Below are 26,279 nucleotides of genomic sequence, written 5' to 3' on the forward strand. Positions count from 1 at the left end.
TCGGGAATCACCAATATGCTGACAGAGGAGGGAATTCGGTTGAGCCGCAAAAAAATTTCGCAGCTGACCCAGCAGCTCGTATTCGTGGGACCCACGACGATCTTTTTCGCACTGATCGTCCTGATCCCGTTCCTGCTCGGAATCTATTATTCCATGACCAATTGGAACGGAGTCTCGCGCAATCTGGAATTTGTCGGACTAAGCAATTATGTTCATGTCTTCACGGCGGACCCGGAATTCCGCAACGCTTTCTGGTTTACGGTACGCTTTACGGTGGTGGCCGTTCTGCTGACCAATCTGCTGGGATTCTTCCTGGCGTATTTCCTTACCAAGCCGCTCAAGAGCAAAAATGTGCTGCGAACCGTCTTTTTCATGCCGAACATGATCGGAGGCCTGCTGCTCGGGTTTATTTGGCAGTTCATTTTTGTGCGCGGTTTCGCGGCGATCGGAGAAGCGACGGGTATCGGATTTTTCAACCTTCCCTGGCTGGGCAATGAACCGACCGCTTTCTGGGGGATCGTGATCGTGTTCGTCTGGCAGTATGCCGGTTACCTGATGGTCATCTATATCGCTTCGCTGAACAACGTCTCCAAAGACGTGCTGGAATCGGCCGAAATCGACGGAGCCAACCGGACCCAGGTGCTCTGGAAGATTATCGTGCCCCTCGTCATGCCGGCCGTTACGGTCTGCTTGTTCCTGACGATCTCCTGGTCGTTCAAAATGTTCGACCTGAATCTGGCGCTGACCAACGGCGGACCGTTTAACGCAACCCGCTCCGTGGCGCTCGACATCTACCGCGAAGCGTTCACCAACAGCCGGCTCGGCCTTGGTACCGCCAAAGCGGTCATCTTCTTCGTCATCGTTGCGATCATCACGGCCATTCAGGTACGGGCTACCAAGAGCAGGGAGGTTGAAGCGTAATGGAACAAGAATCGAGATACCGCATAGGGACGCTGATCCTCGAGATTCTGCTTGTACTCGTCGGGCTGCTGTTCCTGGTTCCTTTTTATTTCCTGCTGTCGAACTCGCTCAAGACGTTCGGGGAGATTCTGTCCGATGCCGCGGCTCTGCCAGGCGCCCTGCAGTGGGAGAACTACAAAGCAGGCTGGGAAGCGATCCATTTCCCGTCGGCATTCAAAAACTCGCTTATCATCACCGTGGTCAGCAATCTGCTGCTCGTCCTGCTCAGTTCGATGGCCGCTTACCAAATGGTGCGCCGGCCTTCGATGTTCAACCGGATTCTGTTCGGCGTGTTCGTCGCGGCGATGGTCATTCCGTTCCAGTCGATCATGCTTCCGCTGACGGACATCACGAGCCGGTTCGGACTCAGCGACAGCCTGTGGGGACTTATCGTCTGCTACATCGGTTTCGGAGCCCCGCTGTCGGTCTTCCTGTTCCACGGCAGCATGAAGGCGATCCCGCTGGAAATCGAACAGGCGGCGCGGGTAGACGGCTCCGGCACATACGGCGTCTTTTTCCGGATCGTCTATCCGATGATGCGCCCCATGTACGTGACGGTCATTATCTTGAACACGCTCTGGATCTGGAACGATTACCTGCTGCCTTCCCTGATCCTGACGAGCGAACATCTCCAGACCATTCCGATTGCCACCTACATGCTGTTCGGTCAATATACCAAGCAGTGGGACCTGGCGCTTCCGGCTCTTGTGCTCGGGATCGCTCCGGTCATCGTCTTTTTCCTGGCTATGCAAAAATACATCGTGTCCGGCATTGCGGCCGGCGCCGTGAAAGGGTAAGGGGGAGAATACAATGTCGAGCAAAAAACGCATGCTTCTGCCCGCTCTCGCCCTGGCCGTGACAGCCGCGCTTTCCGGATGTACGCAGGGCGGCAGCGCCGGCGAAGCCGGAAGCAAAACAATCAATATCTATCAGGGCAAAGTCGAAATCTCGGATCAGCTGCAGGAAATGAAACAGGTGTACGAGAAGTCGCATCCCGGCGTGACATTGAATATCCAGTCGGTCGGCGGCGGCACGGATTACGCGGCCTCGCTCAAATCGCGTTTTTCCGCAGGGGCCCAACCCGACATCTTCACGATCAGCGGCTTCCAGGAGCGCGATCTGTGGCTGGAGTATCTGGAAGACCTGTCGGATCAGCCCTGGGTCGCCCATATGGATCAGGTGTCCAAAGACCCGATGAGCGCAGAAGGCAAACTGTACGGATTTCCCCTGAACTACGAGGGCTACGGTTTCCTGTACAACAAAGATATTTTCAAGGAAGCGGGCGTGACGGAAATTCCGAAAACGCTGAGCGAACTTGAAGACGCGGCAAAAAAGATCAAAGACGCCGGCTATACACCGTTCGTCAATGCGTACGCGGAGTGGTGGGTACTCGGCAACCATAACGTGAACGTTCCTTTTGCCCGGCAGGACGATCCCGAAGCGTTCATGACCAAGCTCGACGAAGGCAGCGCGGATATCGTGAACAACAAGATTTTCGACGGCTGGCTGGATCTGCTGGATCTGACGCTCAAATACGGCAATGCCAATCCGCTGACGACGGACTACAATACGCAGATGTCCACGTTCGCGAACGGCGAAGCGGCGATGACGCAGCAGGGCAACTGGGTGCAGCCGACGCTCGACGGAATCAATCCTGATCTGAACGTGGGCATGATGCCGATGCCGATCAGCGACGACGCGCAGGCCAACGACAAACTGTTCGTGGGCGTGCCGACCTACTGGGTCATCAACAAAGATTCGCCGGTCAAGGAAGAAGCGAAAGAGCTGCTTGACTGGATGGCCGGTACGCCGGAAGGGCAGCAGTTCCTGACCGAGAAGTTCCAGTTTATTCCGGCGTTCAACCATATCAAGACGAACACCGAAGAGATCGGACCGCTGGGCAGCGATCTGATCGCGTATATCCAAGACGGCAAAGCGCTCAACTGGTACTTCCAGCAGCTGCCGATCGGAACGCCCCAGGATTACGCCAATCAGATGCAGTCATATATTGCGGGCCGCGATACGCGGGAACAGCTGCTGAACAACCTTCAGGCTTCCTACGACAATCTCAAAGTCCGCTAACAATCCCGGGCTGAAAAAAGTTCCGCGCAGCGCCTCCGGCCGATCTTTTCGGTCGGGGGCTTTTTCTAGGAGCCGCGTCGTGAGCGAAGGAGTGGGGAAAAAGGACACGTTTTTGTGTCGGACCGTTTAATGCGGATGCACAAGGAGCGCCGGAGTGCTATAATGGACAAGATTTACGGTGCACCCAGGCCTATCTTGTGCCGCGGGAGCCTGCACCCGAAACGGAATTCGAGACGAATTTCCCGAAACCGGCGCCGGATAGACGGAGCCTAACCTTGTACGGAGGGACGAACCTTATGAGTAAACTGGTGATCTGCGATCATCCGCTGATCCAGCACAAACTGACTTTTATCCGAGATGTGAACACGAACACGAAAGATTTCCGGGAGCTTGTCGACGAAGTCGCAACGCTGATGGCGTACGAAATTACGCGCGAAATCCCGCTGGAGTCGATTCCGGTTGAAACGCCGGTTACGCAAACCGAGGGCAAAGTCATCTCGGGCCGTATGCTCGGCCTGGTACCGATCTTGCGCGCGGGTCTTGGCATGCTTGACGGCGTGCTGAAACTTCTGCCTGCCGCAAAAGTCGGACACGTGGGTCTGTTCCGCGATCCGAACACGCTGCAGCCGGTCGAGTATTACGTCAAGCTGCCGACGGATGTCCAAGAACGCGAGCTGATCGTGATCGATCCGATGCTGGCAACCGGCGGTTCCGCAATCGCGGCGATCGACGTGCTGAAGAAACGCGGCTGCACCCAGATCAAAATGATGAACCTGATCGCGGCGCCCGAAGGCGTAAAAGCGGTGCAGGAAGCCCATCCGGACGTGGATATCTATGTGGCCGCGCTCGACGAAAGACTGGACGACCACGGTTACATCGTGCCCGGTCTCGGCGATGCGGGCGACCGTCTGTACGGCACCAAGTAAAAGCAGGAAACACGAATTGCACCGGACTGCTCTTGTCTCCGGCTTCGCAGGGAACGCCTTATCGGCCGTCTCCCGCGCAGGCCGTGAAAATCGGTGCGGTTTCCGTATTTAAAAAAGCGCTTTATTTAATGAAGGAATTCATTTGAGCAGCGACCGGACCGGCTGCCCGAACAGCCGGATACCGAGCGGAAAGGTGAGCAAACAAACCGATGAAGAAAATCAAAGTCATGACCATTTTCGGCGTGCGCCCGGAAGCGATCAAGATGGCTCCGCTTATTCTTGAGCTGGAGAAGCACCCGGAAGAGATAGAATCGATCGTCTGCGTGACCGCGCAGCACCGCCAGATGCTGGACCAGGTGCTGGAAGTGTTCAAGATCACGCCGGATTACGATCTGGACGTGATGAAAGACCGCCAGACGCTGAACGAAATTTCGATCCGTGTCCTGCAGGGTCTTGAGCCGGTACTGCGCGAAGCGAATCCGGATATCGTGCTTGTGCACGGCGATACCCTGACGACGTTCCTGGCGAGCTACTCGGCCTTCATGCAGCAGATCAAAGTCGGCCACGTGGAAGCGGGTCTGCGCACCTGGAACAAACTGTCGCCGTATCCGGAAGAAATGAACCGCCAGCTGACCGGCGTTCTCGCGGATCTGCATTTTGCGCCGACCTCATGGTCCGGCGGGAACCTTGCCAGAGAGAACAAGTCAAAGTCAAGCGTTTTTGTCACAGGCAACACGGTTACGGATGTGTTTCAATATACCGTGCGGCCCGATTACACCCACCCGGTGCTCGATTGGGCCAAAGGCAAGCGCCTGATTCTGATGACGGCCCACCGCCGCGAGTCGCAGGGCGAACCGCACCGCAACATTTTCCGCGCGGTTAAGCGGATCGCCGACGAGTTCGAAGACGTAGCGATCGTGTATCCCGTCCATCCGAGTCCTGCCGTCAAAGAGCCTGCCCACGAAATCCTCGGCAATCATCCGCGCATTTCGCTGATTGATCCGCTCGACGTCGTGGACCTGCACAATTTTTATCCGCATACCCATTTGATCCTTACCGACTCCGGCGGTCTGCAGGAAGAGGCGCCTTCGTTCGGCGTACCTGTACTTGTCCTGCGCGATACGACGGAACGTCCGGAGGGCATCGAAGCCGGCACGCTTGAGCTGGTGGGAACGGAAGAAGAGAAGGTGTATCAACGGACTCAAGCTCTGCTTAGCGATTCGGTCTTGTACGACTCCATGAGCCGGGCCGCCAACCCGTACGGAGACGGCAAAGCGTCGCAACGTATTGTCAATGCGATTCTTCACAGTTTCGGATTTAAAACGGAACGTCCGGAAGAATTTCACACAATAGACACAAATGGTCCCGAAGTTGCATTGTGATTTACCGGGTAAACAGTATACAGTATAGCTGTACGGTTAATACGCTTTCACGGAAATCGTTTGGCTGAAGTCAAACCATCGTCATCGCCTCTCGGCAGTGCCGGCCTTGGCCGAAACACCGCGGAGAGGAGTCGTTCTGCGAATTTAAAACCTTGGAGTGGTGCGGGATTGACCCTTCAAAAGGAAAAGTTCGTCGAATTGACAATAACTCCTACTGTTCAGTAAAATGAATGGGGATTATGAGGTTGACAGCCGATGAACAAGCATACGAAAACCGGTCTTAACAAAGGCCCGTGGAAAGCCATCGGGCTTGTCAGCGCGATTGGTATCGACCTTGCCGTTTTTACGATGGTCGGGTTTCTCTTCGGGCGCTGGATGGACGAAAAGCTGGGCGGCTCCGGTCTGTGGATCGGGTTCGGCGTGCTGATCGGCCTTGTCCTTGGAGCGTTTGGCATCTATGCCATCGTCCGTAAAGTCTTGGAGGGAAGCGATGAGTGAATATCCGCAAAGCGAATTACCGAAATACATGCGGCTTTTAACGCGCGTCACCTATACCGTTTTGTTGATCGGCGCGGTCTGGATGCTGATTGCTCCCCACCATCATCCGGTTGTATTGGGGATCGGCCTCGGAGCCAGCGTAAGCTGTATGAGTGCCTACTATTTGGGATACAAAGTGAGAAAGATTACCGAAGCCGCTGCGGAAGGACGAAAGTCCCGCGGCGGACTGGGGTTTTCCTTACGTGCGCTCGCAGCGATCGGCGCCATCGTCGTCGCGATCGAGTTTCCGCACGAAGTCAATTTGCAGGCCTTGTTGGGAAGTCTGGTCGTCGCTCCGTTCATTCTGCTGATTGCGGGTATCGCCGCGAATCGCGAAGAAAGCCGGGCCGAAATGGCCCTTTTCGAAGAGCGGCGGAAAGAGAAAGCAAGATTAGCTGAAGAAAGGGGTGAAAAAAATGCATGAAGCTCCGATAATCGAGCTCGGAGGAATTCCGTTCGACCTTTCGATCATTACGATGCTGATTGTGAGCTGCCTGGTCGTCTTCCTGATCGCCAAGCTGGCCACACGCAACCTGTCGATCGAGAATCCGGGCAAACTTCAAAACTTCATGGAATGGGTGATCGAGTTCGTTCAGAACCAGATTGCCGGGACAATGGACTTGAAGAAAGGCAAGCAGTTTATCACGCTTGGCGTTACGCTGATTATGTTCATCTTCGTCAGCAACATGCTGGGGCTTCCATTCGGTATCGTGTTCGGATACGAACATGTGGAAGATGCCACCATCTTCGGTCAACCGATTGTCTCCGTCGTCGATGCGTTTAACACAGCAGCCGCTGCCGGAACCGCACATCCTCATATCGAGGTTGCGTTCTGGAAGTCGCCTACCGCCGACGTTTCCGTTACCATGGCGCTGGCCGCACTGGTATTCGTGATGGTGCATTTCCTGGGGATCAAGAACAATGCCAAAGGTTATTTCAAACACTATCTCGAACCGTATCCCGTCTTCCTGCCGATCAACTTGATCGAACAGTTCTCCAGCTTGCTCACGCACGGCATGCGTCTATACGGCAACATCTTTGCCGGCGAGGTCTTGATCAGCGTGATCCTGAAATTGGCTGCGGTCAATGTGGTCGGTATGATCGCTGCGATTCCGCTGATGATGGTATGGCAAGGATTCAGTATTTTTGTAGGCGCCATTCAAGCCTTCGTCTTTATGATCCTGGCTATGGTTTACATATCTCAGAAGATCGAATCGCACGAAGAGCATTAGGCATCTTACAGAACGCAATGCGGCACACGAGTCTTAAGCCGGAATGCGTTCTTTCAACGGACCGCAGCTTCGGCTGACTATAAAATTCAAGTTCAACAAACCAAGGAGGATTTTATTAATGGGACCTATGGCATTTATCGCCGCTGCAATCGCAGTAGGCTTGGGCGCTCTCGGCGCGGGTATTGGTAACGGTTTGATCATCAGCAAAACGGTAGAAGGTATCGCTCGCCAACCGGAAGCGAAATCCACGCTGCAAACTACAATGTTTATCGGTGTAGGTCTGGTCGAAGCCCTTCCGATCATCGGTGTCGTTCTTGCCTTCATCTTCTGGGCAGCGGCTTAATACTTTTTCGAAACATACCATGGCGGGGATGGCAGCAGCCTCCGCGCCTTCTTTTTGAACTGATTGTGTGATTGACGAGCCTGGAAAGGAGTGACCCTTAGTGCAATTTGTATGGACCTCTACAGTAATTACGCTGATCGCTTTCATCATTCTTTACTTGCTGCTGAATCGTTACGCGATTGGACCTCTGATGTCCATGATGGAGAAGCGCCGTGATTTGGTGCTCAGCCAGCTTAACGAAGCGGCTGCCACACGCGAAGAAGCGTCCGCATACGTGGAACAACAGAAAGAAGCTCTCCAGCAGGCGCGTAAGGAAGCTTACGACATTATTGAACAATCCAGACAAACCAGCGGCAAGCAGGCCGATCAGATGATCGCCTCGGCCAAGGAAGACGCGGTTCGCCTCAAAGACGAAGCTCTCCGCGACATCGAGAGCGAGAAGAACAAAGCCATGGCTGCCCTGCGCAGCGAAGTCGGCCGAGTCTCCGTTCAGATCGCTTCCAAGCTGATCGAGAAGGAAATCGACGAGAAATCGAACGAAGGCCTGGTCGATCAGTACCTGAAAGACGTAGGGACGAAATCATGAGCCGCGACACGCGGGTCGCGAAACGTTATGCGCGCGCACTGTTCGAAGTGACTTTCGCCGAAGGCAAAGTGACCGAGACCCAGGCCGAGCTGCGTGCCATTACGGAAGCTTTCGCGTCCGATCCGGCCCTGCGCAAGTTCGTATCTTCGCCCGGTGTATCCGTGGAAAACAAGAAAAAAGTGCTGAACAGCGCTTTTGAAGGCCGCGTATCCGTGTCGGTCATCCGCACGGTCGATTTGTTGATCGAACGGGGTCGGACACAGCTGTTCGGCGAACTGCGCGAGAGTTACGAGCAGATCTCCAATGAAGCGCTCGGCTTGGCCGACGCTAGGGTATATACCGCTTTCCCTTTGACCGAAGAAGAAAAATCGGCAGCGTCTGTACGGTTTGGCCTGCTGACCGGCAAGAAAATCACGATCCAAAATATCGTGGACAAAAGTGTGCTTGGCGGCGCGAAAGTCGTTATCGGCAATACGCTCTACGACGGAAGTCTGGCGGGCAAGTTGGCCCGTCTCGAAAAGTCTTTTGAAAGACAAGCATAGTGACAGGGGGGAAACCACTTGAGTATCAGACCTGATGAAATCAGCACGCTGATTAAGAGCCAGATCGAACAATATCAAAATGAAATCGAAGTCGCCGAAGTGGGTACCGTTATTCAAATCGGCGACGGTATCGCGCGTGCGCACGGACTCGACAATGTAATGTCGGGAGAACTGCTTGAGTTTTCCAACGGGGTAATGGGCATGGCCCTCAACCTGGAAGAAGACAATGTCGGTATCGTTATCCTCGGTCCTTACAAGGATATCCGTGAAGGTGACCAGGTTAAACGTACGGGCCGCATTATGGAAGTTCCGGTTGGCGAAGCCATGCTGGGACGCGTTGTCAATCCGCTCGGACAGCCGGTTGACGGCAAAGGTCCGATCGATACGCCGCACTTCCGCCCTGTAGAAGGTTCCGCTCCGGGCGTTATCGACCGGAAATCGGTTCATGAGCCGATGCAGACCGGGATCAAAGCCATCGACTCGATGGTTCCGATCGGCCGCGGACAGCGCGAATTGATCATCGGCGACCGTCAAACGGGTAAGACGACGATCGCAATCGATACCATTCTCAACCAAAAAGGCAACAACGTGAAGTGTGTCTATGTCGCAATCGGACAAAAGCAGTCCACCGTTGCCCAAGTTGTAGAAACCCTGCGTCGTACCGGCGCGCTGGAATACACGGTCGTTGTTACGGCATCGGCTTCGGATCCGGCTCCGCTTCAGTACATTTCCGCTTACGCGGGCTGCGCAATGGGCGAATACTTCATGTACAAAGGCGAGCACGCGCTGGTCATCTACGACGACTTGTCGAAACAGGCTGCCGCTTACCGCGAATTGTCCCTGCTGCTCCGCCGTCCTCCGGGTCGGGAAGCTTATCCGGGTGACGTCTTCTACCTGCACTCCCGTCTGCTGGAACGCGCAGCCAAGCTGAGCGATGCCCGCGGCGGCGGTTCGTTGACGGCACTGCCGTTTATCGAAACGCAGGCTTCCGACGTATCGGCCTACATTCCGACAAACGTAATCTCGATCACCGACGGACAGATCTTCCTGGAATCCGACCTGTTCTATTCCGGTCAGCGTCCGGCGATCAACGTCGGGATCTCGGTATCGCGGGTAGGCGGTTCCGCGCAGATCAAAGCCATGAAGAAAGTGGCCGGCACCCTGCGTCTGGATCTGGCTCAATACCGGGAGCTGCAGGCTTTCTCGCAGTTCGGTTCGGACCTCGACAAATCGACGCTGTCCCGCCTCAACCGCGGTGCGCGTATGATGGAAATCCTCAAACAGGGCGTAAACCAGCCTCTGTCGGTCGAACAGCAGGTCGTAAGCTTGTATACGGCTGTCAAAGGCATGCTTGACGATATCCCGGTTGCCGACGTTCGCCGTTTCGAACGCGAATTCCTCGCGTACATGACGACTGAACATCAAGCGATCCTGGACTCGATCATCCAGACCAAAGACTTGACGTCCGACAACGAGAAGGCACTGGTTGCCGCAATCGAAAAGTTCAAAAAAGGATTTGCGACATCGGCTTAATCGCAGCTGTGCAGGTCTTTAAGATAAGCCCTAGGGCTGCGAATGGGTAAAGCCGCATCCTCTCCGCAAGGGGAGAGCGGCTTTGCGCGTACGTTTCCTGATCGGGCACGATGCTTACGAAGTGACTTTGCTTCGCAAAGTCTGTGGTAGATGCTTACGAAGTGACTTTGCTTCGCAAAGTCTGTGGTAGATGCTTACGAAGTGACTTTGCTTCGCAAAGTCTGGAGGTGAACAAAATGGCAAAAGGAATACGCGAGATCAAGCGTCAGATCAAGAGTACCCAGAATACCCGCCAGATCACCAAGGCGATGGAGATGGTAGCAGCTTCCAAGCTGCGCCGCGCGCAGGAAAAGACGGAAGCGGCACGTCCGTACTCCGAGAAACTGCGTGAAGTGGTAGCGAGTATCGCATCCGCAAGTACGGGAATCCGTCATCCGATGCTGGAGAAACGGGAAGCCCGCAAAACGGCTTATCTCGTCATCACTTCGGACCGCGGTCTGGCCGGCGGTTATAACGCGAACGTTCTGCGCCGCGTATCCAACGAGCTTCGCGATCGGCATTCGTCTCCGGACGAGTACGTGCTGTACGTGATCGGCCGCAAAGGCCGCGATTACTTCCGCAGACGCGGAATCGAGATCGCGGAAACGGTAACGGAATTGTCCGATTCGCCTTCTTTTGCGGATATCAAAACGGTGGCCGCACGTGCGGTACAGGATTACGAGCTGGGACATACCGACGCCCTATACTTATGCTATAACCAGTTCGTGAATGCACTTACTCAAATTCCGCAGGTTGAAGCCCTTCTGCCGATGGAGCCGGTCTCCTTCGATGGCGGCGCGCTTCAGTCCTACGAATTCGAGCCTTCGGCGGAAGTCGTACTTGGTGAGCTGCTGCCGCGTTATGCGGAAACACTCATTTACAAAGCCGTATTGGAAGGCAAAGCGAGCGAACTTGGAGCCAAGATGACCGCAATGGGTTCGGCAACCAAGAACGCATCCAAGCTGATCAACGAATATACATTGACTTACAACCGGGCGCGCCAGGCGGCCATTACCCAGGAAATTACCGAAATCGTGGCGGGCGCGAGCGCCGCACAAAGCTGAAGCTTGTAGGAGGGAAAACCAAGCATGAATACAGGACGCATCATCAGCATCACGGGTCCGGTTGTCGACGTGGAATTCGAACGTGGTCAGCTTCCGGAAATCCTCAATGCGCTCAAGGTTCAAAAAGCGACGGAAAACGGCCAGACGATCGAACTGACTCTCGAAGTTTCCAACCATTTGGGCGACAACACGGTGCGCTGCATCGCGATGTCTTCCACCGACGGATTGACGCGCGGAAGCGCGGCGGTCGATACGGGTGCTCCAATCACCGTACCGGTCGGCGAAGTTACACTGGGCCGCGTATTTAACGTTCTTGGTCAGCCGATCGATGAAGCGGGCGAAGTGGTAGCTGCTGTCAGCAACCCGATCCACCGTGAGCCTCCCAAGTTCGACGAACTGTCGACACAGGCTGAAATGCTCGAAACCGGCATCAAGGTTATCGACCTTCTGGCTCCATACGCAAAAGGCGGTAAAATCGGTTTGTTCGGCGGTGCAGGCGTAGGCAAAACGGTTACGATTCAGGAATTGATCAATAACATTGCCCAGGAACACGGCGGTATCTCCGTATTCGCAGGCGTTGGCGAGCGTACGCGCGAAGGCAACGACTTGTATCACGAAATGAGAGAATCCGGCGTTATCAGCAAAACGGCGATGGTATTCGGCCAGATGAACGAGCCTCCGGGTGCGCGTCTTCGCGTCGCTCTGACGGGTCTGACCATGGCGGAATATTTCCGCGACCAAGAAGGCCGTGACGTTCTTCTGTTCGTCGACAATATCTTCCGCTTTACCCAAGCCGGTTCGGAAGTATCCGCCCTGCTGGGCCGGATGCCTTCGGCCGTAGGTTACCAGCCTACGCTTGCTACCGAAATGGGTCAGCTCCAAGAACGGATCACTTCGACCAAAACCGGTTCCGTAACGTCGATCCAAGCGATCTACGTACCGGCGGACGATTATACCGACCCGGCTCCGGCGACGACTTTCGCCCACTTGGATGCAACAACCAACCTGGAGCGTAAGATCTCCGAAATGGGTATCTTCCCGGCCGTCGATCCGCTGGCTTCGAGTTCGCGGATTCTGGCTCCGGACGTTGTAGGCGAAGAGCACTACGACGTTGCCCAAGGCGTTAAGCAGCTGCTGGCCCGCTATCGCGAGCTGCAGGACATCATCGCCATCCTCGGTATGGACGAGCTGAGCGAGGATGATAAAATCATCGTATCGCGCGCACGTAAAATTCAGCGCTTCCTGTCGCAGCCGTTCCACGTTGCCGAAGCTTTCACGGGCCTCAAAGGCCGTTATGTGCCGGTTAAGGAAACGATCCGCAGCTTCCGTGAAATTCTCGACGGCAAGCACGACAATCTGCCGGAAGCGGCATTCCTCTTTGTCGGCACGATTGAAGAAGCCGTTGAAAAGGCGAAAACCCTGTAAGCTTCCATGCTTCGGGTGAGGAGGGATAGAAGTGAGCACCTTTTTGCTGGAAATCGTCACGCCGGAGCGTTTGATTTACTCCGGTAATGTCACCAGTATCATCGCCAAAAGCGTAGAAGGCGATATGGGCGTCCTGCCGGGCCACGTAGCCACGGTCGCTCCGCTTCAAATCGGCGCGCTTACCGTGCAGCATGACGGTAAACGTTCGCATATCGCTGTGCACGGCGGATTTCTTGAAGTCCGCCGCGACAAGGTCGTTGTATTGGCCGAAAGCGCCGAACTGCCGGAAAGCATCGATGTCGATCGCGCTCGCGCAGCCCTGGAAAGAGCTGAGCTGCGGATCGAAAGCATCAAAATGCATCAGGACGAGATTGATCACCGCCGTGCGGAACTCGCTCTCAAACGTGCCATGACTCGAATCGGAGTCACTTCGACGGATCATGTCAACAAATAATGCAGGGCCGGTCTCTTCGGAGATCGGCTTTTTTTGCATCAAGTCTTATTTCCCCGGAAATACCAACCGATAAAAGGAAAGGACTTTGAAAGCGCCTGGTTCGGATGTAACGCTTACATTTTTTAAGCGAGCAAGCAAAAGGCAAAGAACGGGCATCTATGGGAAGTTATGGGCGTCTTTTTGTAAAAATTGTTTGAAATGTGCTGGATTCTTCGCTCACTTCCCAGTATTATAGAGGAGTCCGCAAAAATACCGATGTGCGGATGCAAAGCAAGACCAGACGAATGAAAGGAGTGAAGACGATGGGGAGAAGCGCCCTCGAATCTTTCTCGCAAACCGGGGTCTCCGGCATTCTGTCTATGGTCGTATCGCTGGGCTGTATCATTCTGGCCTGGTGGGCACTGCAGAATTTGAAGCTCGATTTGATTACCCGTCATCCGCAGAGTCCGCAGGGGAAAATGCTGCATGTACTGCTGGCGATTGTGCTCGGGCATTTCGTCGCGAAATTCATGTTGGATTACATCGGATGGTCGCAGCTGCTCAGATTGGGCTTGTAAAGTCATGAAATTGTTTTAAGTCGGAACGCTTGGGTTAATCAGTGATTAGGTTTGTTTGGCCCCTTTAATCAAAAGATGAACCGGTTTTTCTAAACCGGCATGTGCACAATACCACAAACACAAACAATTAAACGCAAATTAAACGCGCGGAGGGAATACGTAGATGAGCAAATTTATCGTCCGCGGCGGCAAACGATTGACCGGAACCGTCAAAGTTAGCGGTGCCAAAAATTCGGTGCTTCCTATCATCGCTGCCAGTCTATTGGGACAAGAAGGAGTTAGCGTCATCTCTGATGCGCCTCCTCTTGACGACGTTATGACCATTAACAAAGTTTTGGAATCGTTAGGAGCGGGCATTACATACCAGGATGAAGTCATCCGCGTAGATGCACGGAATCTGACTTCATCTGAAGCGCCTTACGAATGGGTGAGCAAGATGCGCGCCTCCTTCCTCGTAATGGGGCCTTTGCTTGCGCGCTTGGGCTCTACCCGCATCTCGATGCCGGGCGGCTGCGCAATCGGTACGCGCCCGATCGACCTGCATCTCAAAGGGTTCGAGGCGATGGGAGCGACCGTTACATTGGGCGAAGGATACGTCGAAGCCAAAAGCGACGGCAGACTCCGCGGTGCGAAGATTTATCTCGACGTAGCCAGTGTAGGCGCGACAGAAAACATCATGATGGCAGCTACAATGGCTGAAGGCACAACGACGATCGAGAATGCGGCAAAAGAGCCGGAAATCGTCGACTTGGCCAACTATCTGAACGCTATGGGTGCAGTGGTTCGCGGCGCAGGTACGGGCACGATCCGTATCGAAGGCGTCGAGAAGCTTATCGGGGCTCCGCACACCGTGATTCCGGACCGGATCGAAGCAGGTACCTACATGGTAGCGGCTGCGATTACGGGCGGCGACGTCTATGTGGAAGGCGCTATTGCCGACCACCTGGGACCTGTCGTGGCCAAAATGGAAGAAATGGGCGTTACGGTCCTGCCGGACGAGAACGGAATCCGCGTGATTGCCGACAAGCCGCTTCGGGCTGTCGACATCAAGACGCTGCCGTACCCGGGCTTCCCGACCGACATGCAGTCGCAGATGATGGCTCTGCTGCTCAGCGCAACCGGAACAAGCGTCGTGACCGAAACGGTATTTGAAAACCGCTTTATGCACGTCGACCAGTTCCGTCTGATGAATGCCGAGATCAAAGTCGAAGGACGTTCTTCGTTCGTCAGCGGCGAAACGAAGTTTGTCGGCGCCAAAGTAACGGCGACGGATCTTCGTGCGGGTGCAGCCTTGATCTGTGCCGGTCTGGTAGCGGAAGGTACGACGGAAGTCGGCGGTACGCATCACATCGACCGCGGCTACGTCAATCTGACCGAAAAGCTGGTAGGCCTTGGAGCGGACATCTGGCGCGTTTCGATGCCGGAAGTTTCCAAGGAAACGGCAGCGGTACCGGAAACGGCTGTGCGCAGCGAGTCGCCGGCTTTCACCGTTCAGCCGACCTGGGCTTAACCTTTCCTCTTCATTCTTTCCGCTTTGCAAATCCAAGTTCTTTTGAACTTGGATTTTTTGCGTTTTTGGTCCCGATTTCCGCGGAATGCCCGTTGATGTAGGCCCTATAAATATGGTATGTTAAAAGCTGGTAGTTTCTAGGGCGCCGACGGAAGCGCGCAGTAAAAAAAGCCGAATAACAAGGATGCTGGAGGCCGCGAAAAGACATGTTGAGCAAGGATATCGGGATCGATCTGGGCACGGCGAACGTGCTGATTTACGTGAAGGGCAAGGGAGTCGTGATCGACGAGCCGTCGGTTGTGGCCGTGGAGAGAGAAACGAAACGCGTTCTGGCTGTCGGCGAAGAAGCACGCCGCATGGTCGGACGTACGCCCGGCAATATCGAAGTGGTGCGTCCGCTGCGTGACGGCGTTATCGCGGACTTTGATATTACGGAAGCGATGCTGCGTTACTTTATCAATAAAGTAGGCGGACGAAGCTGGTACAGCAATCCGCGGATATTGATCTGCGCGCCGACCAATATTACTTCCGTCGAACAAAAAGCGATCCGTGAAGCGGCCCAGCGTACCGGAGCGAAAGACGTTTACCTGGAAGAAGAACCCAAAGCGGCGGCAATCGGCGCAGGCATGGATATTTATCAGCCAAGCGGCAACATGGTCGTCGATATCGGCGGCGGAACGACAGATGTGGCCGTGCTGTCGATGGGCGACATCGTAACGTCTTCCTCGATCAAAGTGGCAGGCGACACCTTCGACGAATCGATTATCCGTTACATTAAAAATAAATATAAGCTGTTGATCGGCGAACGGACGGCGGAGGATCTCAAGATCAATATCGCTTCCGTACATCCGGACGGCCGTCAGGCGGAAGTGGATATCCGCGGACGCGATATGGTCAGCGGTCTTCCTCGCACCGTATCGGTGACTTCGGCCGAGGTCAAGGAAGCGCTGGACGAATCGGTTGCGCTGATCGTTAGTGCCGCCAAATCGGTACTGGAACGCACACCTCCGGAACTGTCCGCCGATATTATCGACCGCGGCGTCGTTCTGACAGGCGGAGGGGCCCTGCTGCACGGCCTGGACGATCTGCTCGCACACGAGTTGAGAGTGCCGGTCTGGACCGCGGAAGATCCGATGCACTGCGTGGTCAAGGGTACGCAGAAGATGCTCGACCACCTCGATCAAAGAGCCAAAAAAAAGTTTTAAAATTCGCTTAACTATTTCCCGGATCTGCCGATATATAATACAACAAGGCCGGGGGCTTTTTTCTTGGAGCTCCAGCCGCATGGACACGGACGATGACAGCCTGACTCATTCACCTCCAGAAGTCAAACCGCATCCGCGATATCGGAAAGGGGAACACATCGAATGCTTAGAGGATTATATACGGCTACCGCAGGCATGATGACGCAGCAGCGCAGACACGATACGGTTACACAGAACATCGCCAACCTGAACACCACAGGATACAAACAGGTGGAGAGCACGGCACGTTCTTTCCCGGAAGTGATGGTCGCTCTGCAAAACGGCGATGCAGGCCGCGATAACCGTCAGGTCGGCAAGCTGAATACCGGTGTGTTTGCCGAAGAGAGCATTTCGATGATGGTTCAGGGCGACGTGACGGAGACTCTGTCTTCGGACGACTTGGCGCTCGTTTCCGATATTCAGGTCGTGAATCCGCAGGGCGGAAACGTGGTGTTTGATGCTTCGGGCAAAGCGATTCAGGCAAACGGCGATACCATTTACAAGCCTCAGGCTTTCTTTAACGTAGAAAATCCGCAGGGCGGCGTAAGCTATACACGCGACGGCGATCTGCACTTGTCTTCGGACGGACGTTTGGTGACTTCGATGAATCGTAACGTACTCGGACAGGATGGACAGCCGATCGTGCTGACCGGTTCCATGGACGACTACTGGGTGAGAGAGAACGGAACGATCTTCAACAAAGCGACAGGCGCGGCATCCGGACGGATCGGCATCACCGTTGCGGAACAGGCGAACGGACTGACCCGCGACGGCGAAGGGCTGTTCACGGAGAAAACGCAGGGAGCGGCTTCGCTTCGCGCAGCGACGGACGCCGATCAGATCGATGTGAAGCAAGGGCATCTGGAGCGTTCCACGGTAGACGCGGCCCAGTCGATGGTTGATATGACGGCAGCCCTTCGCGCTTACGAAGCCAACCAGAAGGTTGTGCAGTTCTATGATAAGAGTTTGGAAAAAGCGGTTAACGAAGTCGGAAGAGTATAACTAAGGAGGCACATTCATGAATAACTCGATGATCAGCGCTGCGGTGACAATGAACGGCCTCCAGCGCAAGCTCGACCTGATTTCGGACAATATCGCCAATGTCGACACGGTCGGCTACAAAGCCAAACAAGGCAGCTTTCAAGACACGCTGACCCGCGTTCAGAGCCAGGGAAAAGACTTCCAACTGGACGGACGACGTACGGATGCCGGTTTTAACCTTGGTTTCGGTGCCCGGATGAGCGAAGTGACGATCGACCTGACCCAAGGCCCACTCAAAGAAACCGGCAGTTTGTCGGATATCGCGATTGAAGGCAACGGGGTCTTCGAAGTTCAGGTGAACGGAGAGAAAGCCTGGACACGCGAAGGCGGATTCCAATTGGCTTCGCTCGGCGATGATGCCCGGAACGTCTATCTGATGACCAATCAAGGACACCCGGTTATGGGTACCAATGGTCAGCCGATCCGGATTCCTGCCAATTCCAAGCTGCAAGTGGACAGCGACGGTACGGTACGCGCTCTGAATCCTAATGGTACAAGCACACCGGCCGGCCGGCTTTCCGTAGCACGGGTAGACCGTTCGGAAGGTCTTGTACAGACGGACGGTAACATCTTCGTTCTGGCGGAAGGCGCAAACGAAGCGGAAGTGCTGACGAATACGGGAGTGACCGCTCAAGTCAGACAAGGGTATGTGGAACAGTCGAACGTCGATTTGACCGCACAGATGACCGATCTGCTGCAGGTTCAAAGAGCGTATCAATTGGCTGCCAAAGCACTCACATCCAGCGATACGATGGCGACACTCGCCAACGGGATCCGTCAATAATAGAATTTCAAACTAATAAGCTTCATTATGAAAGAGTCCGAAGCTCCGGATGCATTCCGGGGCTTCGGACTTTGCGGCAAGGAGGAGTCGAAGTGGAAAAGGTGATGGATGAGCAAAGCGAAGTTCCCGTACGCCGCAAAAGAACGTTTGGCAGACGGATGCTTCGGTTTACTCTTTTTCTGCTTTTTTTCGCGTTGTGTCTGGCCGGAGGTATGGTGTTCGGTTATGTCTATATGGGAAAACAGGAATGGCAAGAAGCGCTTCGGCCCGAAACGTGGAGACATGTGTTCGACCTCGTTTTCGCTCCCTAGCCTTATGATTTTCGCCCTTGATCGGGGTTGTTGGAAGAAAGAGCCGTGTCCAAACGCGAATCGGAGCCGTTCTTCGGGTCTTTGCGACCGGACGGCTCTTTTTGTGCTGCGGTTTTCCGCGATTTCTTTTTGCTGCTGGAAACTGTATAATGATGGGGGAAATTGCTGAAGGGAGTTTTGCATGTGATTTTGGATTCGCAGCAGATTCAAGAAATTATTCCGCACCGCCCGCCGTTCTTGTTGGTGGATCGGATTCTGGAGGTCGAACCGGGCAAAAGTGCGGTCGGCATTAAAAACGTAACCGTGAACGAACCTTTCTTTGCCGGGCATTTTCCGGGTTATCCGGTCATGCCGGGGGTATTAATAGTTGAGGCTCTCGCCCAAGTCGGAAGCGTCGCGATGATGATCGTGGAAGAAAACCGCGGCAAGCTCGGTTTTTTTGCCGGCATCGACGGGTTCCGTTTCCGCGGCCAGGTCAAGCCCGGCGACACGCTGCGGCTTGAGGTCGAAATGACCCGCTTCAAAGGAATGATCGGAAAAGGACACGCCGTGGCGAAAGTGGACGGAAAAGTAGTAGCCGAAGGCGACATGATGTTTGCGCTCGCGGACCGCGAATAGTCGCACGGCTGCCTCTTCACCCCAACAATCCGGACAGGGAGGTACAAGAAATATGTTGAACGAAAAAACCGCGGCGGTAGTCAGCCAATGGCTGGAAGACCCAAGCATCGACGAACAAACCAAGCAGGAGCTGCGCGGGCTGGAATCGCAGCCGGATGAGCTGGAAGATCGTTTCTACCGGGAGCTTGAATTCGGAACGGGCGGACTTCGCGGCGTAATTGGCGCGGGAAGCAATCGTATGAACCGGTACACGGTCGGCAAAGCGACCCAGGGTCTGGCGGAGTACATACTCGAAACGGCGCAGGGCAAAGACGGACAGCCGTCTGTGATCATTGCGCACGATTCACGCCACTTTTCCCCTGAATTTTCTCTGGAAGCGGCTCTTGTGTTAGCGGCTAACGGAATCGTGGCCAAGCTGTATCCTTCTCTTCGCACAACGCCGCAGCTGTCGTTTTCGGTGCGTCATCTGCAGGCCGATGGCGGCATCATGGTTACGGCGAGCCACAACCCGCCGGAATACAACGGCTACAAAGTCTATAATCATGAAGGCGGACAGCTGATTCCCGACGAAGCGGAACGTGTGATCAGCCTCGTACAGGGCGTGCAGTCGTTTTCCGCAATCAAACGGATCACCCGTGAAGAAGCGGAAGCGCAGGGACTTCTGGTCTGGCTCGGCGATGCGGAAGACGAAGCTTTTATCGAGACCGTAGCCGGTCTGTCCTTGAGCCGCGAGCAGTTGGCCGCAGGCCAGGGAGACGATCTCCAGATCGTATTCACGCCGCTGCACGGTACCGGCAACCTGCCGGTGCGCCAGGTATTGGAGAAGATCGGGTTCAAGAATGTGGCGGTCGTGCCGGAGCAGGAGCAGCCGGACGGGGATTTCCCGACGGTCAAATCGCCTAACCCGGAAGAACGCGAAGCGTTTACGCTCGCCATGAAGCTTGGCGAAGAGCTGAACGCCGATATTTTGATCGGCACCGATCCCGACTGCGACCGTATGGGCGCTGTCGTACGCAACAAAGAAGGACAGTATGTGGTCCTGAGCGGCAACCAATCGGGCGCGATTATGGTTGATTATGTACTGGGACGTATGCAGGAAGCGGGGACGCTGCCTAAGAACGGAGCCGTCATCAAGACGATCGTGACCAGCGAGATGGGTGCGGCCATTGCCCGTCATTATGGAGCGGAAGTATTGAATACCCTGACCGGATTCAAGTATATCGGAGAAAAAATGACCCAGTTCGAACAAACGGGCGAGCATACTTTCCTGTTCGGTTATGAGGAAAGTTACGGTTATCTGGCTGGCAGCTACGCACGGGACAAAGATGCCGTACTGGCCTCCATGCTGATTGCGGAAGCAGCCGCCTATTACAAAACGCAGGGCAAAACGCTGTACGATGTACTCGAAAGCCTGTATGCGCAGTTCGGTACGTTTATCGAACGTCTGGAATCGCGCACGATGAAAGGCAAAGACGGCTTGGCCAAGATTCAATCGATCATGTCCGACTGGCGCGAGAATCCGCCGACGGAAGTGGCCGGCGTCAAGGTCGTACAGACGCTTGATTATGCGCAGGGCATCGACGGCCTGCCATCGGAGAACGTGCTGAAGTATATCCTGGAAGACGATTCTTGGTTTGTGCTGCGGCCTTCGGGAACCGAGCCGAAGATCAAAGTCTACTTCGCGGTACGCGGCGATTCGCTGGCGGGCGCGGAAGAATCCGTACAGCGCCTTGTTACGGCAGTGACGGCACGAGTAGACGCCTAAGTTCTATGATTCTGTTTGGCAGTTGACATCAGCCCGGCCGCGCCCCGGAATTCATAGGGAAGCGGCCGGATTTCCGGAAGTCCCGACGATGCCTCTTGCCGAAGCGCGCCGAATCGGCGCGTTTCGGCAGGAGGCGTCTGACTTATCAACTTGAACAATGCCGGGACTTAACGCCCGGCAAGGAGGTATATCGAACTTGAGTCAGAAATGGCGGCAGTGGAATAAGGCTGCAGTAAAAGGATTATGGATCCTGGTGATTTTGGGGATCGTTGCTTCTCTCCCGGTGGCTTATGATCGGATCCGGACAGAAGGAACGTCCAAAAATGTGGAAATGGTTTTCGATTACCGGGATCTGATTCAACTTTCTTCTTATCAGGGAAATCCCAACGCATTTATCAAAGAGCAGCTGAAGGTATTGAAAGACGCCGGCATTCATACGATGGCGGTCTACGAAGCAACCCTGACCGAACTGTCCAACGCTCGCAGAATCACCGTATACAGCGAGCAGGATATGGCCCGTCTGACCGGTAAGGTGCTGACGGCCAACGAAAATGCTACATACTTGCTGTTTACGGATGCGGAATCCCAGCAGCAGATCGAACCGATGATCCGCAAAGCTTTCGCAAGTCAGGAGATCGCGGTCGAAGACTGGTCGTTGAATGGACGCAGCGGGTTGAAAATTGCGACGCCGGTACAAAACGCGGTGTTGAAAACGATGGAGCCGGATCCGATCTCCATGAAGCAGATCGAAGCGGGCGGGTTCCAACTGCTTCCGCGTCTGGGTAACAGCTCGGTCTACAACGAGGAGGCGCTTGCGTCTTTGCTGGATCGCTTCAAAGCGATGGGAGTCGACCGTATCTTGTTCGAAGGCGAAGAAGTACCGGGATATGCGGAAGAACCGGATGAGCGGCATCTGGATCATTTTGCGGAACTTCTCAACGAACGCGGAATCGGCATTGCTGCGATCGAGAATCTGCGGGGCGCGCAGCGCGGTTTCGAGACGTTGGCCAAGGAAACCAATTATAATGTGGTCCGTCTGTATTCGCTCAGCGGACGAGACTCGGCTCTGGATCCGGAAATTCTGTCCGATCGTTTCGCACTCGCGGCGAAAGACCGGAATATTCGTATGATGTTCATCCATACGGCGGTACAGACGAACAGTGTCGAAGGCCGGATTACCGACACGCTCGAGAATATCGTCGAAAGTCTGGAAGGACCGGAAGGCGCGATCCAGCGTATTCAGAATTACGGTTTCGAGATGGGAACGGCGTCTTCGTTCGAAGTGGCCGAAATGGCCGGACAGAACTATTTCCGCTGGATCTCCATCCTCGGTGCAGTTGCCCTGATTGCGCTGCTCGTATCGATCTTTGTTCCTCCGCTTACGCTGCTTTCCTTTGTAGTGGGATTGATCGGAGCCGTTGGGCTGTATGTGCTCCGTCCGCATATGATGGAACAAGCCCTGGCTTTGTTTGCGGCCATCAGCGCTCCGACGATCGCGATGGTGTTCGCGATACGCAAAATCGACCGTCTCCATGAGAACGGACGGAACTTTAGCGTAGGCAGACGATTGACGCACAGCATCCTGCTGTTCCTTCGTACCAGTGCCATGGCCCTGATCGCGGTTCCGTTCATTATCGCGCTCTTAAACCACGTCACGTATCAGCTGGTACTCGATCAGTTCCGTGGAGTCAGCCTGCTGCACCTGGCCCCGATCGCGCTGACGGCTCTGTATGTGTTCTTTTATCGTAAAAATTCGGCTTTCGGAAGCGTCGGCAAGATTATGCGCATGCCGATTACGTTCGCTATGGTAGCCATCGCTCTGGTCGCGGCCGTTGCAGGCTGGTATTATCTGTCGCGTACAGGCAACAGCGGCAGCGCCAGCGGACTTGAGAAAACGTTCCGTACCCTGCTTGAAAATACGGTAGGTGTCCGGCCGCGCTTCAAAGAGTTCCTGATGGGACATCCGATCTTTATCGTTGGAGTATTTATCGCTCTGAAATATCGTCATGCGATCTACATTATGATTATTGCGTCCATCGGCCAGCTCTCCATGGTTGATACGTTCGCACATATTCATACGCCGCTCTGGATCTCGTTGGTCCGCGACCTGCTCGGCATGGGACTCGGCATTATTGTCGCTCTTGCCTTTGTGCTCGTATGGCAAATCATCGAAAGGTGTTGGAAGAAATGGTCGCCGCTGCTCGCAAAATTGTAATCTCGGGCTACTACGGATTCCGCAACAGTGGGGATGAAGCGGTACTCAAATCGATTCTGACCGCTTTGGAGCAAGAAGGAAAAAGAAGCGGTATCGCGTTTGAACCGATTGTCCTGTCCGGCGATCCTTCCTGGACTTCGGGCATATACGGCGTCAAAGCGGTACACCGGATGAGCATGAAGGAAGTGCGTCAGGCCATTCGGGAAAGCGACGGGTTGATCAGCGGCGGCGGAAGCCTGCTGCAGGATGCGACCAGTTCAAAAACAATCCCTTATTACGTCGGCATTATCCGATTGGCTCAATGGATCGGCAAACCGGTCTTCATCTATGCGCAGGGGGTAGGCCCGGTCAGCCGCAAGCTTTTTTATCCCCTGATTCACGGTGCGTTCAAACGCAGCCATTATATCTCGGTTCGCGATCAGGAGTCGGCGCAGCTGCTGCAGTCCATGCGAATGGACGGCAAACGCATCGAAGTGGTTCCGGATCCGGTCATGGGACTGCCGCTTCCGACAGGTGCCGTCTCGAAATTTCCCGCCGAAAAACCGGGAGATCTGCCGAAGATCGGCGTCTCGGTCCGGTTTTGGAATTCGGACCGCGCCGAACTTTCGGGAATCGCCGAAGGCCTTCGCAAATTGGCAGAGAGCCGGAATGTCCATTTTTGTTTCCTGCCTTTCCATCTGCCGGATGATGAAGCGGCATCCAACTACGTGATCGAGCGTATGGGCGACGTCGCTTCGCTCGGCTCCAAGATTACAACGCGCCAGACAGAAGATCCGCAGGCGATGCTGCTCGAAGTCGGCCGCTGCTCGGCGCTTGTCGGAATGCGTCTGCACAGCTTGATTTATGCCGCATCGCAGCGTGTGCCGCTGGCCGGCATCTCGTACGATCCGAAAATCGATAATTTCTTGAGCCGTTTGAAGGTTAAAGCGATCGGCACGAGCGAAGAAGTTCGTCCCGAACGGTTGTCCGAAGAATTGGCCCATCTGCTGGACGAGGCCGAGAGCTGGAAAATGGACCGGGAGCCGCTGATTGCCGCGCTGCAGGCGGAAGCGGCTCGTCCCGCGCGGGCGATCGCCGAATATTTTGCACAAAAAGGATGAGCGAAACCTATGAGTCAAACCCAGCGTGAGGATGGAATCGGACAGGTGCCGGTTACCCGAATCCTTGGAGTGAATGTGTCGAAGTTGGATATGGCGGGAACCGTAAAGGTTCTCGAACGCGCCGTGGCTTCCGGCAAACCGCATCAGGTCATTACCGCGAACCCTATCATGATCATGGCCGCACTCGAAAGTGAAGAGAATATGCGGGCCATGCGTGAAGCCGAACTGATCGTGCCGGACGGTGCGGGCGTAGTTTGGGCGGCGGAAGAGCTCGGGGATCCGGTCGCCGAACGCGTCGCCGGATTCGACCTGCTGCACGAGCTGATGAAACGCGGCGAGCAGCTGGGATGGACCGCCTATCTGCTTGGCGCGGCGGAAGAAGTGGTTCAGGAAGCGGCGAGCCGGTTACAGAAACAATATCCGAAAGTTCGAATCGCGGGCGTCCGCAACGGTTACTTCGGAGAAGCGGAGAATGCCGAAATCATCGGGAATATTCGCCAAGCCAATCCCGATCTGCTGTTTGTCGCAAGGGACGCCAAGACGCAGGAACCCTGGATTGCCCGCCACAAGCATGAACTTGGAGCTGCGGTCATCATGGGAGTAGGTGGAAGTTTTGATGTCATTTCCGGCAAAACGAAACGTGCCCCGGTCTTCATGCAGAAGATGAGACTGGAATGGTTCTATCGTTTGGCCAAGGAACCTTCGCGTCTGCCGCGCATGATGGCACTGCCGCGGTTTATGCAAAAAATCAAAAAAGTGAAAAAAAGCGTCAAATAAGCAGGGAACTACGGATGAATCCGTATATTCGTGCTGGTATTCGGCCGCGGGGCGCGGTATAATGATTCCCGGTTGAAACACATTGGAGGTTTGAGACAATCATGGTCATCGTCTATATTCTCGGTTTCGTACTTGCGCTCGGATTGGCTCTCGGTCTGACGCCGTTGGTCAAACGCTTCGCCATCAAGGTGGGAGCCGTAGACGTACCGAACGCCCGTAAAGTGCATACGCGCATTATGCCAAGACTCGGCGGACTTGGGATTTTTCTCGCTTTTGTCATCGCGCTGCTGGCCGTTATGCCTTTCCTTCCGTTCGAATTGTCGCAGCGAGACGGGAACTTCATCAAAGCCTTCCTTGCAGGCGGTACGATCATCGTACTCACCGGTGCCCTGGACGATCGTTTCGATCTGAACGCCAAACTCAAATTTCTTATTCAGATCGCTGCGGCTTCTGTCGTCGTATTCGGATTCGATATCAAAGTCAATTTCGTAAATATCCCTTTTATGGATGCTTATTCTTCACTTGAAAACTGGATCGCCATTCCGCTGACCATCTTCTGGATTGTCGGCGTAACGAATGCGGTCAACCTGATCGATGGCCTGGACGGCTTGGCAGCAGGGGTATCCGGTATCGCGATCGGCACGATCCTCGTGATGGCACTGATCAACGGCAATCTGCTTGTCGCTCTGCTCTGTCTTCTGCTGCTCGGCGGGATTATCGGATTTCTGTTCTTCAATTTCCATCCCGCCAAGATCTTCATGGGCGACACGGGCTCCTTATTCCTGGGATTCAGTCTGGCCATGCTTTCGCTGCTCGGTTTTAAACAGATCGCCGTATTGTCCTTCATCACGCCGCTGATCATTATCGGCGTGCCGCTGTCGGATACCTTCTTCGCAATTGTGCGCCGCAAACTTCAGAAGAAGCCGATTTTTGCGCCGGACAAAGGCCATCTCCATCACTGCCTGCGCGAACTCGGATTCAGCCACCGCCAAACGGTGCTGATTATCTACGGAATCGCGGCATTCTTCGGAGTCCTGGCCGTCATTCAATCGGCTTCGGCCATGTTCGAAGCAAACTGGGTGACTTTCGTCGTCATCTGCGTGATGATGTTCTTTATGCAGATCGGTGCGGAGGTCATCGGGCTGGTCGGACAGACCAAGCGGCCCGTTCTGCAGTTCCTTTCCCGACTGCGGGTCAAACCGGGAGACCGCACGGAACCTTAAGCGTTCCTGCTTCATCCATGTAGACATCG

27 protein-coding genes are annotated in these 26,279 nt (G+C 54.8%); all 27 read left to right on the forward strand.

Annotated elements, in window-relative coordinates:
* Positions 1–39: 39 nt before the first annotated feature.
* The 27 genes from HRQ60_RS13445 to HRQ60_RS13575 all read left to right on the forward strand — a co-directional run bounded on the left by HRQ60_RS13445 (position 40) and on the right by HRQ60_RS13575 (position 26,250).
* Complete coding sequence (locus tag HRQ60_RS13445) at positions 40–921, forward strand: carbohydrate ABC transporter permease (RefSeq protein WP_172196346.1); 882 nt, start codon at positions 40–42, stop codon at positions 919–921.
* Positions 921–1,757, forward strand: coding sequence for a carbohydrate ABC transporter permease (locus HRQ60_RS13450; RefSeq protein WP_172196347.1), 837 nt, complete (start codon positions 921–923; stop codon positions 1,755–1,757). Before HRQ60_RS13445 ends, HRQ60_RS13450 begins: the two co-directional genes overlap by 1 nt.
* A gap of 13 nt (positions 1,758–1,770) precedes the next feature.
* Positions 1,771–3,042, forward strand: a complete 1,272-nt coding sequence (locus HRQ60_RS13455; RefSeq protein ID WP_172196348.1) for an ABC transporter substrate-binding protein — start codon at positions 1,771–1,773, stop codon at positions 3,040–3,042.
* Positions 3,043–3,338: 296 nt separating this feature from the next.
* Positions 3,339–3,968, forward strand: a complete 630-nt coding sequence (gene upp, locus HRQ60_RS13460; RefSeq protein WP_172196349.1) for a uracil phosphoribosyltransferase — start codon at positions 3,339–3,341, stop codon at positions 3,966–3,968.
* A 209-nt stretch (positions 3,969–4,177) separates the two neighbouring features.
* On the forward strand, positions 4,178–5,350 hold the full coding sequence (wecB, locus tag HRQ60_RS13465; RefSeq protein ID WP_172196350.1) for a non-hydrolyzing UDP-N-acetylglucosamine 2-epimerase: 1,173 nt from the start codon (positions 4,178–4,180) through the stop codon (positions 5,348–5,350).
* A gap of 255 nt (positions 5,351–5,605) precedes the next feature.
* A complete protein-coding gene (locus HRQ60_RS13470) occupies positions 5,606–5,848 on the forward strand; it encodes an AtpZ/AtpI family protein (RefSeq protein WP_172196351.1) in 243 nt (80 codons plus the stop codon).
* The gene (locus HRQ60_RS13475) at positions 5,841–6,311 is read left to right on the forward strand and encodes an ATP synthase subunit I (RefSeq protein ID WP_172196352.1); all 471 of its coding nucleotides are present in this window, start codon (positions 5,841–5,843) and stop codon (positions 6,309–6,311) included. Before HRQ60_RS13470 ends, HRQ60_RS13475 begins: the two co-directional genes overlap by 8 nt.
* The gene (atpB, locus tag HRQ60_RS13480; protein ID WP_172196353.1) at positions 6,304–7,119 is read left to right on the forward strand and encodes a F0F1 ATP synthase subunit A; all 816 of its coding nucleotides are present in this window, start codon (positions 6,304–6,306) and stop codon (positions 7,117–7,119) included. Before HRQ60_RS13475 ends, atpB begins: the two co-directional genes overlap by 8 nt.
* Positions 7,120–7,237: 118 nt before the next feature.
* A complete protein-coding gene (gene atpE / locus HRQ60_RS13485) occupies positions 7,238–7,462 on the forward strand; it encodes a F0F1 ATP synthase subunit C (protein WP_172196354.1) in 225 nt (74 codons plus the stop codon).
* Positions 7,463–7,562: 100 nt separating this feature from the next.
* Positions 7,563–8,048 (forward strand): F0F1 ATP synthase subunit B, encoded by a 486-nt coding sequence (gene atpF / locus HRQ60_RS13490; protein ID WP_172196355.1) that lies wholly within the window; start codon positions 7,563–7,565, stop codon positions 8,046–8,048.
* Positions 8,045–8,590 (forward strand): F0F1 ATP synthase subunit delta, encoded by a 546-nt coding sequence (locus tag HRQ60_RS13495; protein WP_172196356.1) that lies wholly within the window; start codon positions 8,045–8,047, stop codon positions 8,588–8,590. The genes atpF and HRQ60_RS13495 overlap by 4 nt, the downstream gene beginning before the upstream one ends.
* Positions 8,591–8,608: 18 nt before the next feature.
* Positions 8,609–10,123 carry a F0F1 ATP synthase subunit alpha gene (gene atpA, locus HRQ60_RS13500; RefSeq protein ID WP_172196357.1) on the forward strand — a complete coding sequence of 505 codons (1,515 nt, stop codon included), beginning with the start codon at positions 8,609–8,611 and terminating at the stop codon, positions 10,121–10,123.
* A gap of 236 nt (positions 10,124–10,359) precedes the next feature.
* Positions 10,360–11,226: an ATP synthase F1 subunit gamma gene (gene atpG, locus HRQ60_RS13505; protein WP_172196358.1), complete on the forward strand. Its 867-nt coding sequence runs from the start codon at positions 10,360–10,362 to the stop codon at positions 11,224–11,226.
* Between the two features lie 24 nt (positions 11,227–11,250).
* Positions 11,251–12,651: a F0F1 ATP synthase subunit beta gene (gene atpD, locus HRQ60_RS13510; protein ID WP_172196359.1), complete on the forward strand. Its 1,401-nt coding sequence runs from the start codon at positions 11,251–11,253 to the stop codon at positions 12,649–12,651.
* 31 nt (positions 12,652–12,682) lie between these two features.
* Complete coding sequence (locus tag HRQ60_RS13515; RefSeq protein ID WP_172196360.1) at positions 12,683–13,105, forward strand: F0F1 ATP synthase subunit epsilon; 423 nt, start codon at positions 12,683–12,685, stop codon at positions 13,103–13,105.
* Positions 13,106–13,389: 284 nt separating this feature from the next.
* Complete coding sequence (locus tag HRQ60_RS13520) at positions 13,390–13,662, forward strand: DUF1146 family protein (protein ID WP_425501676.1); 273 nt, start codon at positions 13,390–13,392, stop codon at positions 13,660–13,662.
* A 163-nt stretch (positions 13,663–13,825) separates the two neighbouring features.
* Positions 13,826–15,172, forward strand: coding sequence for a UDP-N-acetylglucosamine 1-carboxyvinyltransferase (murA, locus tag HRQ60_RS13525; protein WP_172196362.1), 1,347 nt, complete (start codon positions 13,826–13,828; stop codon positions 15,170–15,172).
* A gap of 206 nt (positions 15,173–15,378) precedes the next feature.
* Positions 15,379–16,377 carry a rod shape-determining protein gene (gene mreB, locus HRQ60_RS13530; protein ID WP_172196363.1) on the forward strand — a complete coding sequence of 333 codons (999 nt, stop codon included), beginning with the start codon at positions 15,379–15,381 and terminating at the stop codon, positions 16,375–16,377.
* A gap of 162 nt (positions 16,378–16,539) precedes the next feature.
* Positions 16,540–17,418 carry a flagellar hook-basal body protein gene (locus tag HRQ60_RS13535; RefSeq protein ID WP_172196364.1) on the forward strand — a complete coding sequence of 293 codons (879 nt, stop codon included), beginning with the start codon at positions 16,540–16,542 and terminating at the stop codon, positions 17,416–17,418.
* Positions 17,419–17,434: 16 nt separating this feature from the next.
* Complete coding sequence (locus HRQ60_RS13540) at positions 17,435–18,241, forward strand: flagellar hook-basal body protein (protein ID WP_172196365.1); 807 nt, start codon at positions 17,435–17,437, stop codon at positions 18,239–18,241.
* A gap of 92 nt (positions 18,242–18,333) precedes the next feature.
* Positions 18,334–18,552, forward strand: coding sequence for a DNA-directed RNA polymerase subunit beta (locus HRQ60_RS13545; protein ID WP_343044685.1), 219 nt, complete (start codon positions 18,334–18,336; stop codon positions 18,550–18,552).
* Between the two features lie 186 nt (positions 18,553–18,738).
* Complete coding sequence (gene fabZ / locus HRQ60_RS13550; protein ID WP_172196402.1) at positions 18,739–19,170, forward strand: 3-hydroxyacyl-ACP dehydratase FabZ; 432 nt, start codon at positions 18,739–18,741, stop codon at positions 19,168–19,170.
* A gap of 52 nt (positions 19,171–19,222) precedes the next feature.
* Positions 19,223–20,935 (forward strand): phospho-sugar mutase, encoded by a 1,713-nt coding sequence (locus HRQ60_RS13555; RefSeq protein ID WP_172196366.1) that lies wholly within the window; start codon positions 19,223–19,225, stop codon positions 20,933–20,935.
* Positions 20,936–21,092: 157 nt separating this feature from the next.
* Positions 21,093–23,150, forward strand: a complete 2,058-nt coding sequence (locus HRQ60_RS13560) for a DUF5693 family protein (RefSeq protein WP_425501677.1) — start codon at positions 21,093–21,095, stop codon at positions 23,148–23,150.
* Entirely contained in the window at positions 23,123–24,250 is a 1,128-nt protein-coding gene (gene csaB / locus HRQ60_RS13565) for a polysaccharide pyruvyl transferase CsaB (protein ID WP_172196368.1), read from the forward strand. The genes HRQ60_RS13560 and csaB overlap by 28 nt, the downstream gene beginning before the upstream one ends.
* A gap of 9 nt (positions 24,251–24,259) precedes the next feature.
* A complete protein-coding gene (locus HRQ60_RS13570) occupies positions 24,260–25,027 on the forward strand; it encodes a WecB/TagA/CpsF family glycosyltransferase (RefSeq protein ID WP_172196369.1) in 768 nt (255 codons plus the stop codon).
* A 101-nt stretch (positions 25,028–25,128) separates the two neighbouring features.
* Positions 25,129–26,250 (forward strand): glycosyltransferase family 4 protein, encoded by a 1,122-nt coding sequence (locus tag HRQ60_RS13575; RefSeq protein ID WP_172196370.1) that lies wholly within the window; start codon positions 25,129–25,131, stop codon positions 26,248–26,250.
* Positions 26,251–26,279 lie beyond the last annotated feature (29 nt).

This window comes from Saccharibacillus qingshengii (assembly GCF_013185195.1).
Lineage (GTDB): Bacteria > Bacillota > Bacilli > Paenibacillales > Paenibacillaceae > Saccharibacillus > Saccharibacillus qingshengii.

Excerpts from the sequence above, each read along its gene's own strand:
- HRQ60_RS13450 (WP_172196347.1), top strand. The coding sequence starts at position 921 with ATGGAACAAGAATCGAGATACCGCATAGGGACGCTGATCCTCGAGATT.
- HRQ60_RS13455 (WP_172196348.1), top strand. The coding sequence starts at position 1,771 with ATGTCGAGCAAAAAACGCATGCTTCTGCCCGCTCTCGCCCTGGCCGTG.
- upp (WP_172196349.1), top strand. The coding sequence starts at position 3,339 with ATGAGTAAACTGGTGATCTGCGATCATCCGCTGATCCAGCACAAACTG.
- wecB (WP_172196350.1), top strand. The coding sequence starts at position 4,178 with ATGAAGAAAATCAAAGTCATGACCATTTTCGGCGTGCGCCCGGAAGCG.
- HRQ60_RS13470 (WP_172196351.1), top strand. The coding sequence starts at position 5,606 with ATGAACAAGCATACGAAAACCGGTCTTAACAAAGGCCCGTGGAAAGCC.
- HRQ60_RS13475 (WP_172196352.1), top strand. The coding sequence starts at position 5,841 with ATGAGTGAATATCCGCAAAGCGAATTACCGAAATACATGCGGCTTTTA.
- atpB (WP_172196353.1), top strand. The coding sequence starts at position 6,304 with ATGCATGAAGCTCCGATAATCGAGCTCGGAGGAATTCCGTTCGACCTT.
- atpE (WP_172196354.1), top strand. The coding sequence starts at position 7,238 with ATGGGACCTATGGCATTTATCGCCGCTGCAATCGCAGTAGGCTTGGGC.
- HRQ60_RS13495 (WP_172196356.1), top strand. The coding sequence starts at position 8,045 with ATGAGCCGCGACACGCGGGTCGCGAAACGTTATGCGCGCGCACTGTTC.
- atpG (WP_172196358.1), top strand. The coding sequence starts at position 10,360 with ATGGCAAAAGGAATACGCGAGATCAAGCGTCAGATCAAGAGTACCCAG.
- atpD (WP_172196359.1), top strand. The coding sequence starts at position 11,251 with ATGAATACAGGACGCATCATCAGCATCACGGGTCCGGTTGTCGACGTG.
- HRQ60_RS13520 (WP_425501676.1), top strand. The coding sequence starts at position 13,390 with ATGAAAGGAGTGAAGACGATGGGGAGAAGCGCCCTCGAATCTTTCTCG.
- murA (WP_172196362.1), top strand. The coding sequence starts at position 13,826 with ATGAGCAAATTTATCGTCCGCGGCGGCAAACGATTGACCGGAACCGTC.
- mreB (WP_172196363.1), top strand. The coding sequence starts at position 15,379 with ATGTTGAGCAAGGATATCGGGATCGATCTGGGCACGGCGAACGTGCTG.
- HRQ60_RS13535 (WP_172196364.1), top strand. The coding sequence starts at position 16,540 with ATGCTTAGAGGATTATATACGGCTACCGCAGGCATGATGACGCAGCAG.
- HRQ60_RS13540 (WP_172196365.1), top strand. The coding sequence starts at position 17,435 with ATGAATAACTCGATGATCAGCGCTGCGGTGACAATGAACGGCCTCCAG.
- HRQ60_RS13555 (WP_172196366.1), top strand. The coding sequence starts at position 19,223 with ATGTTGAACGAAAAAACCGCGGCGGTAGTCAGCCAATGGCTGGAAGAC.
- HRQ60_RS13560 (WP_425501677.1), top strand. The coding sequence starts at position 21,093 with ATGCCGGGACTTAACGCCCGGCAAGGAGGTATATCGAACTTGAGTCAG.
- csaB (WP_172196368.1), top strand. The coding sequence starts at position 23,123 with ATGGTCGCCGCTGCTCGCAAAATTGTAATCTCGGGCTACTACGGATTC.
- HRQ60_RS13570 (WP_172196369.1), top strand. The coding sequence starts at position 24,260 with ATGAGTCAAACCCAGCGTGAGGATGGAATCGGACAGGTGCCGGTTACC.
- HRQ60_RS13575 (WP_172196370.1), top strand. The coding sequence starts at position 25,129 with ATGGTCATCGTCTATATTCTCGGTTTCGTACTTGCGCTCGGATTGGCT.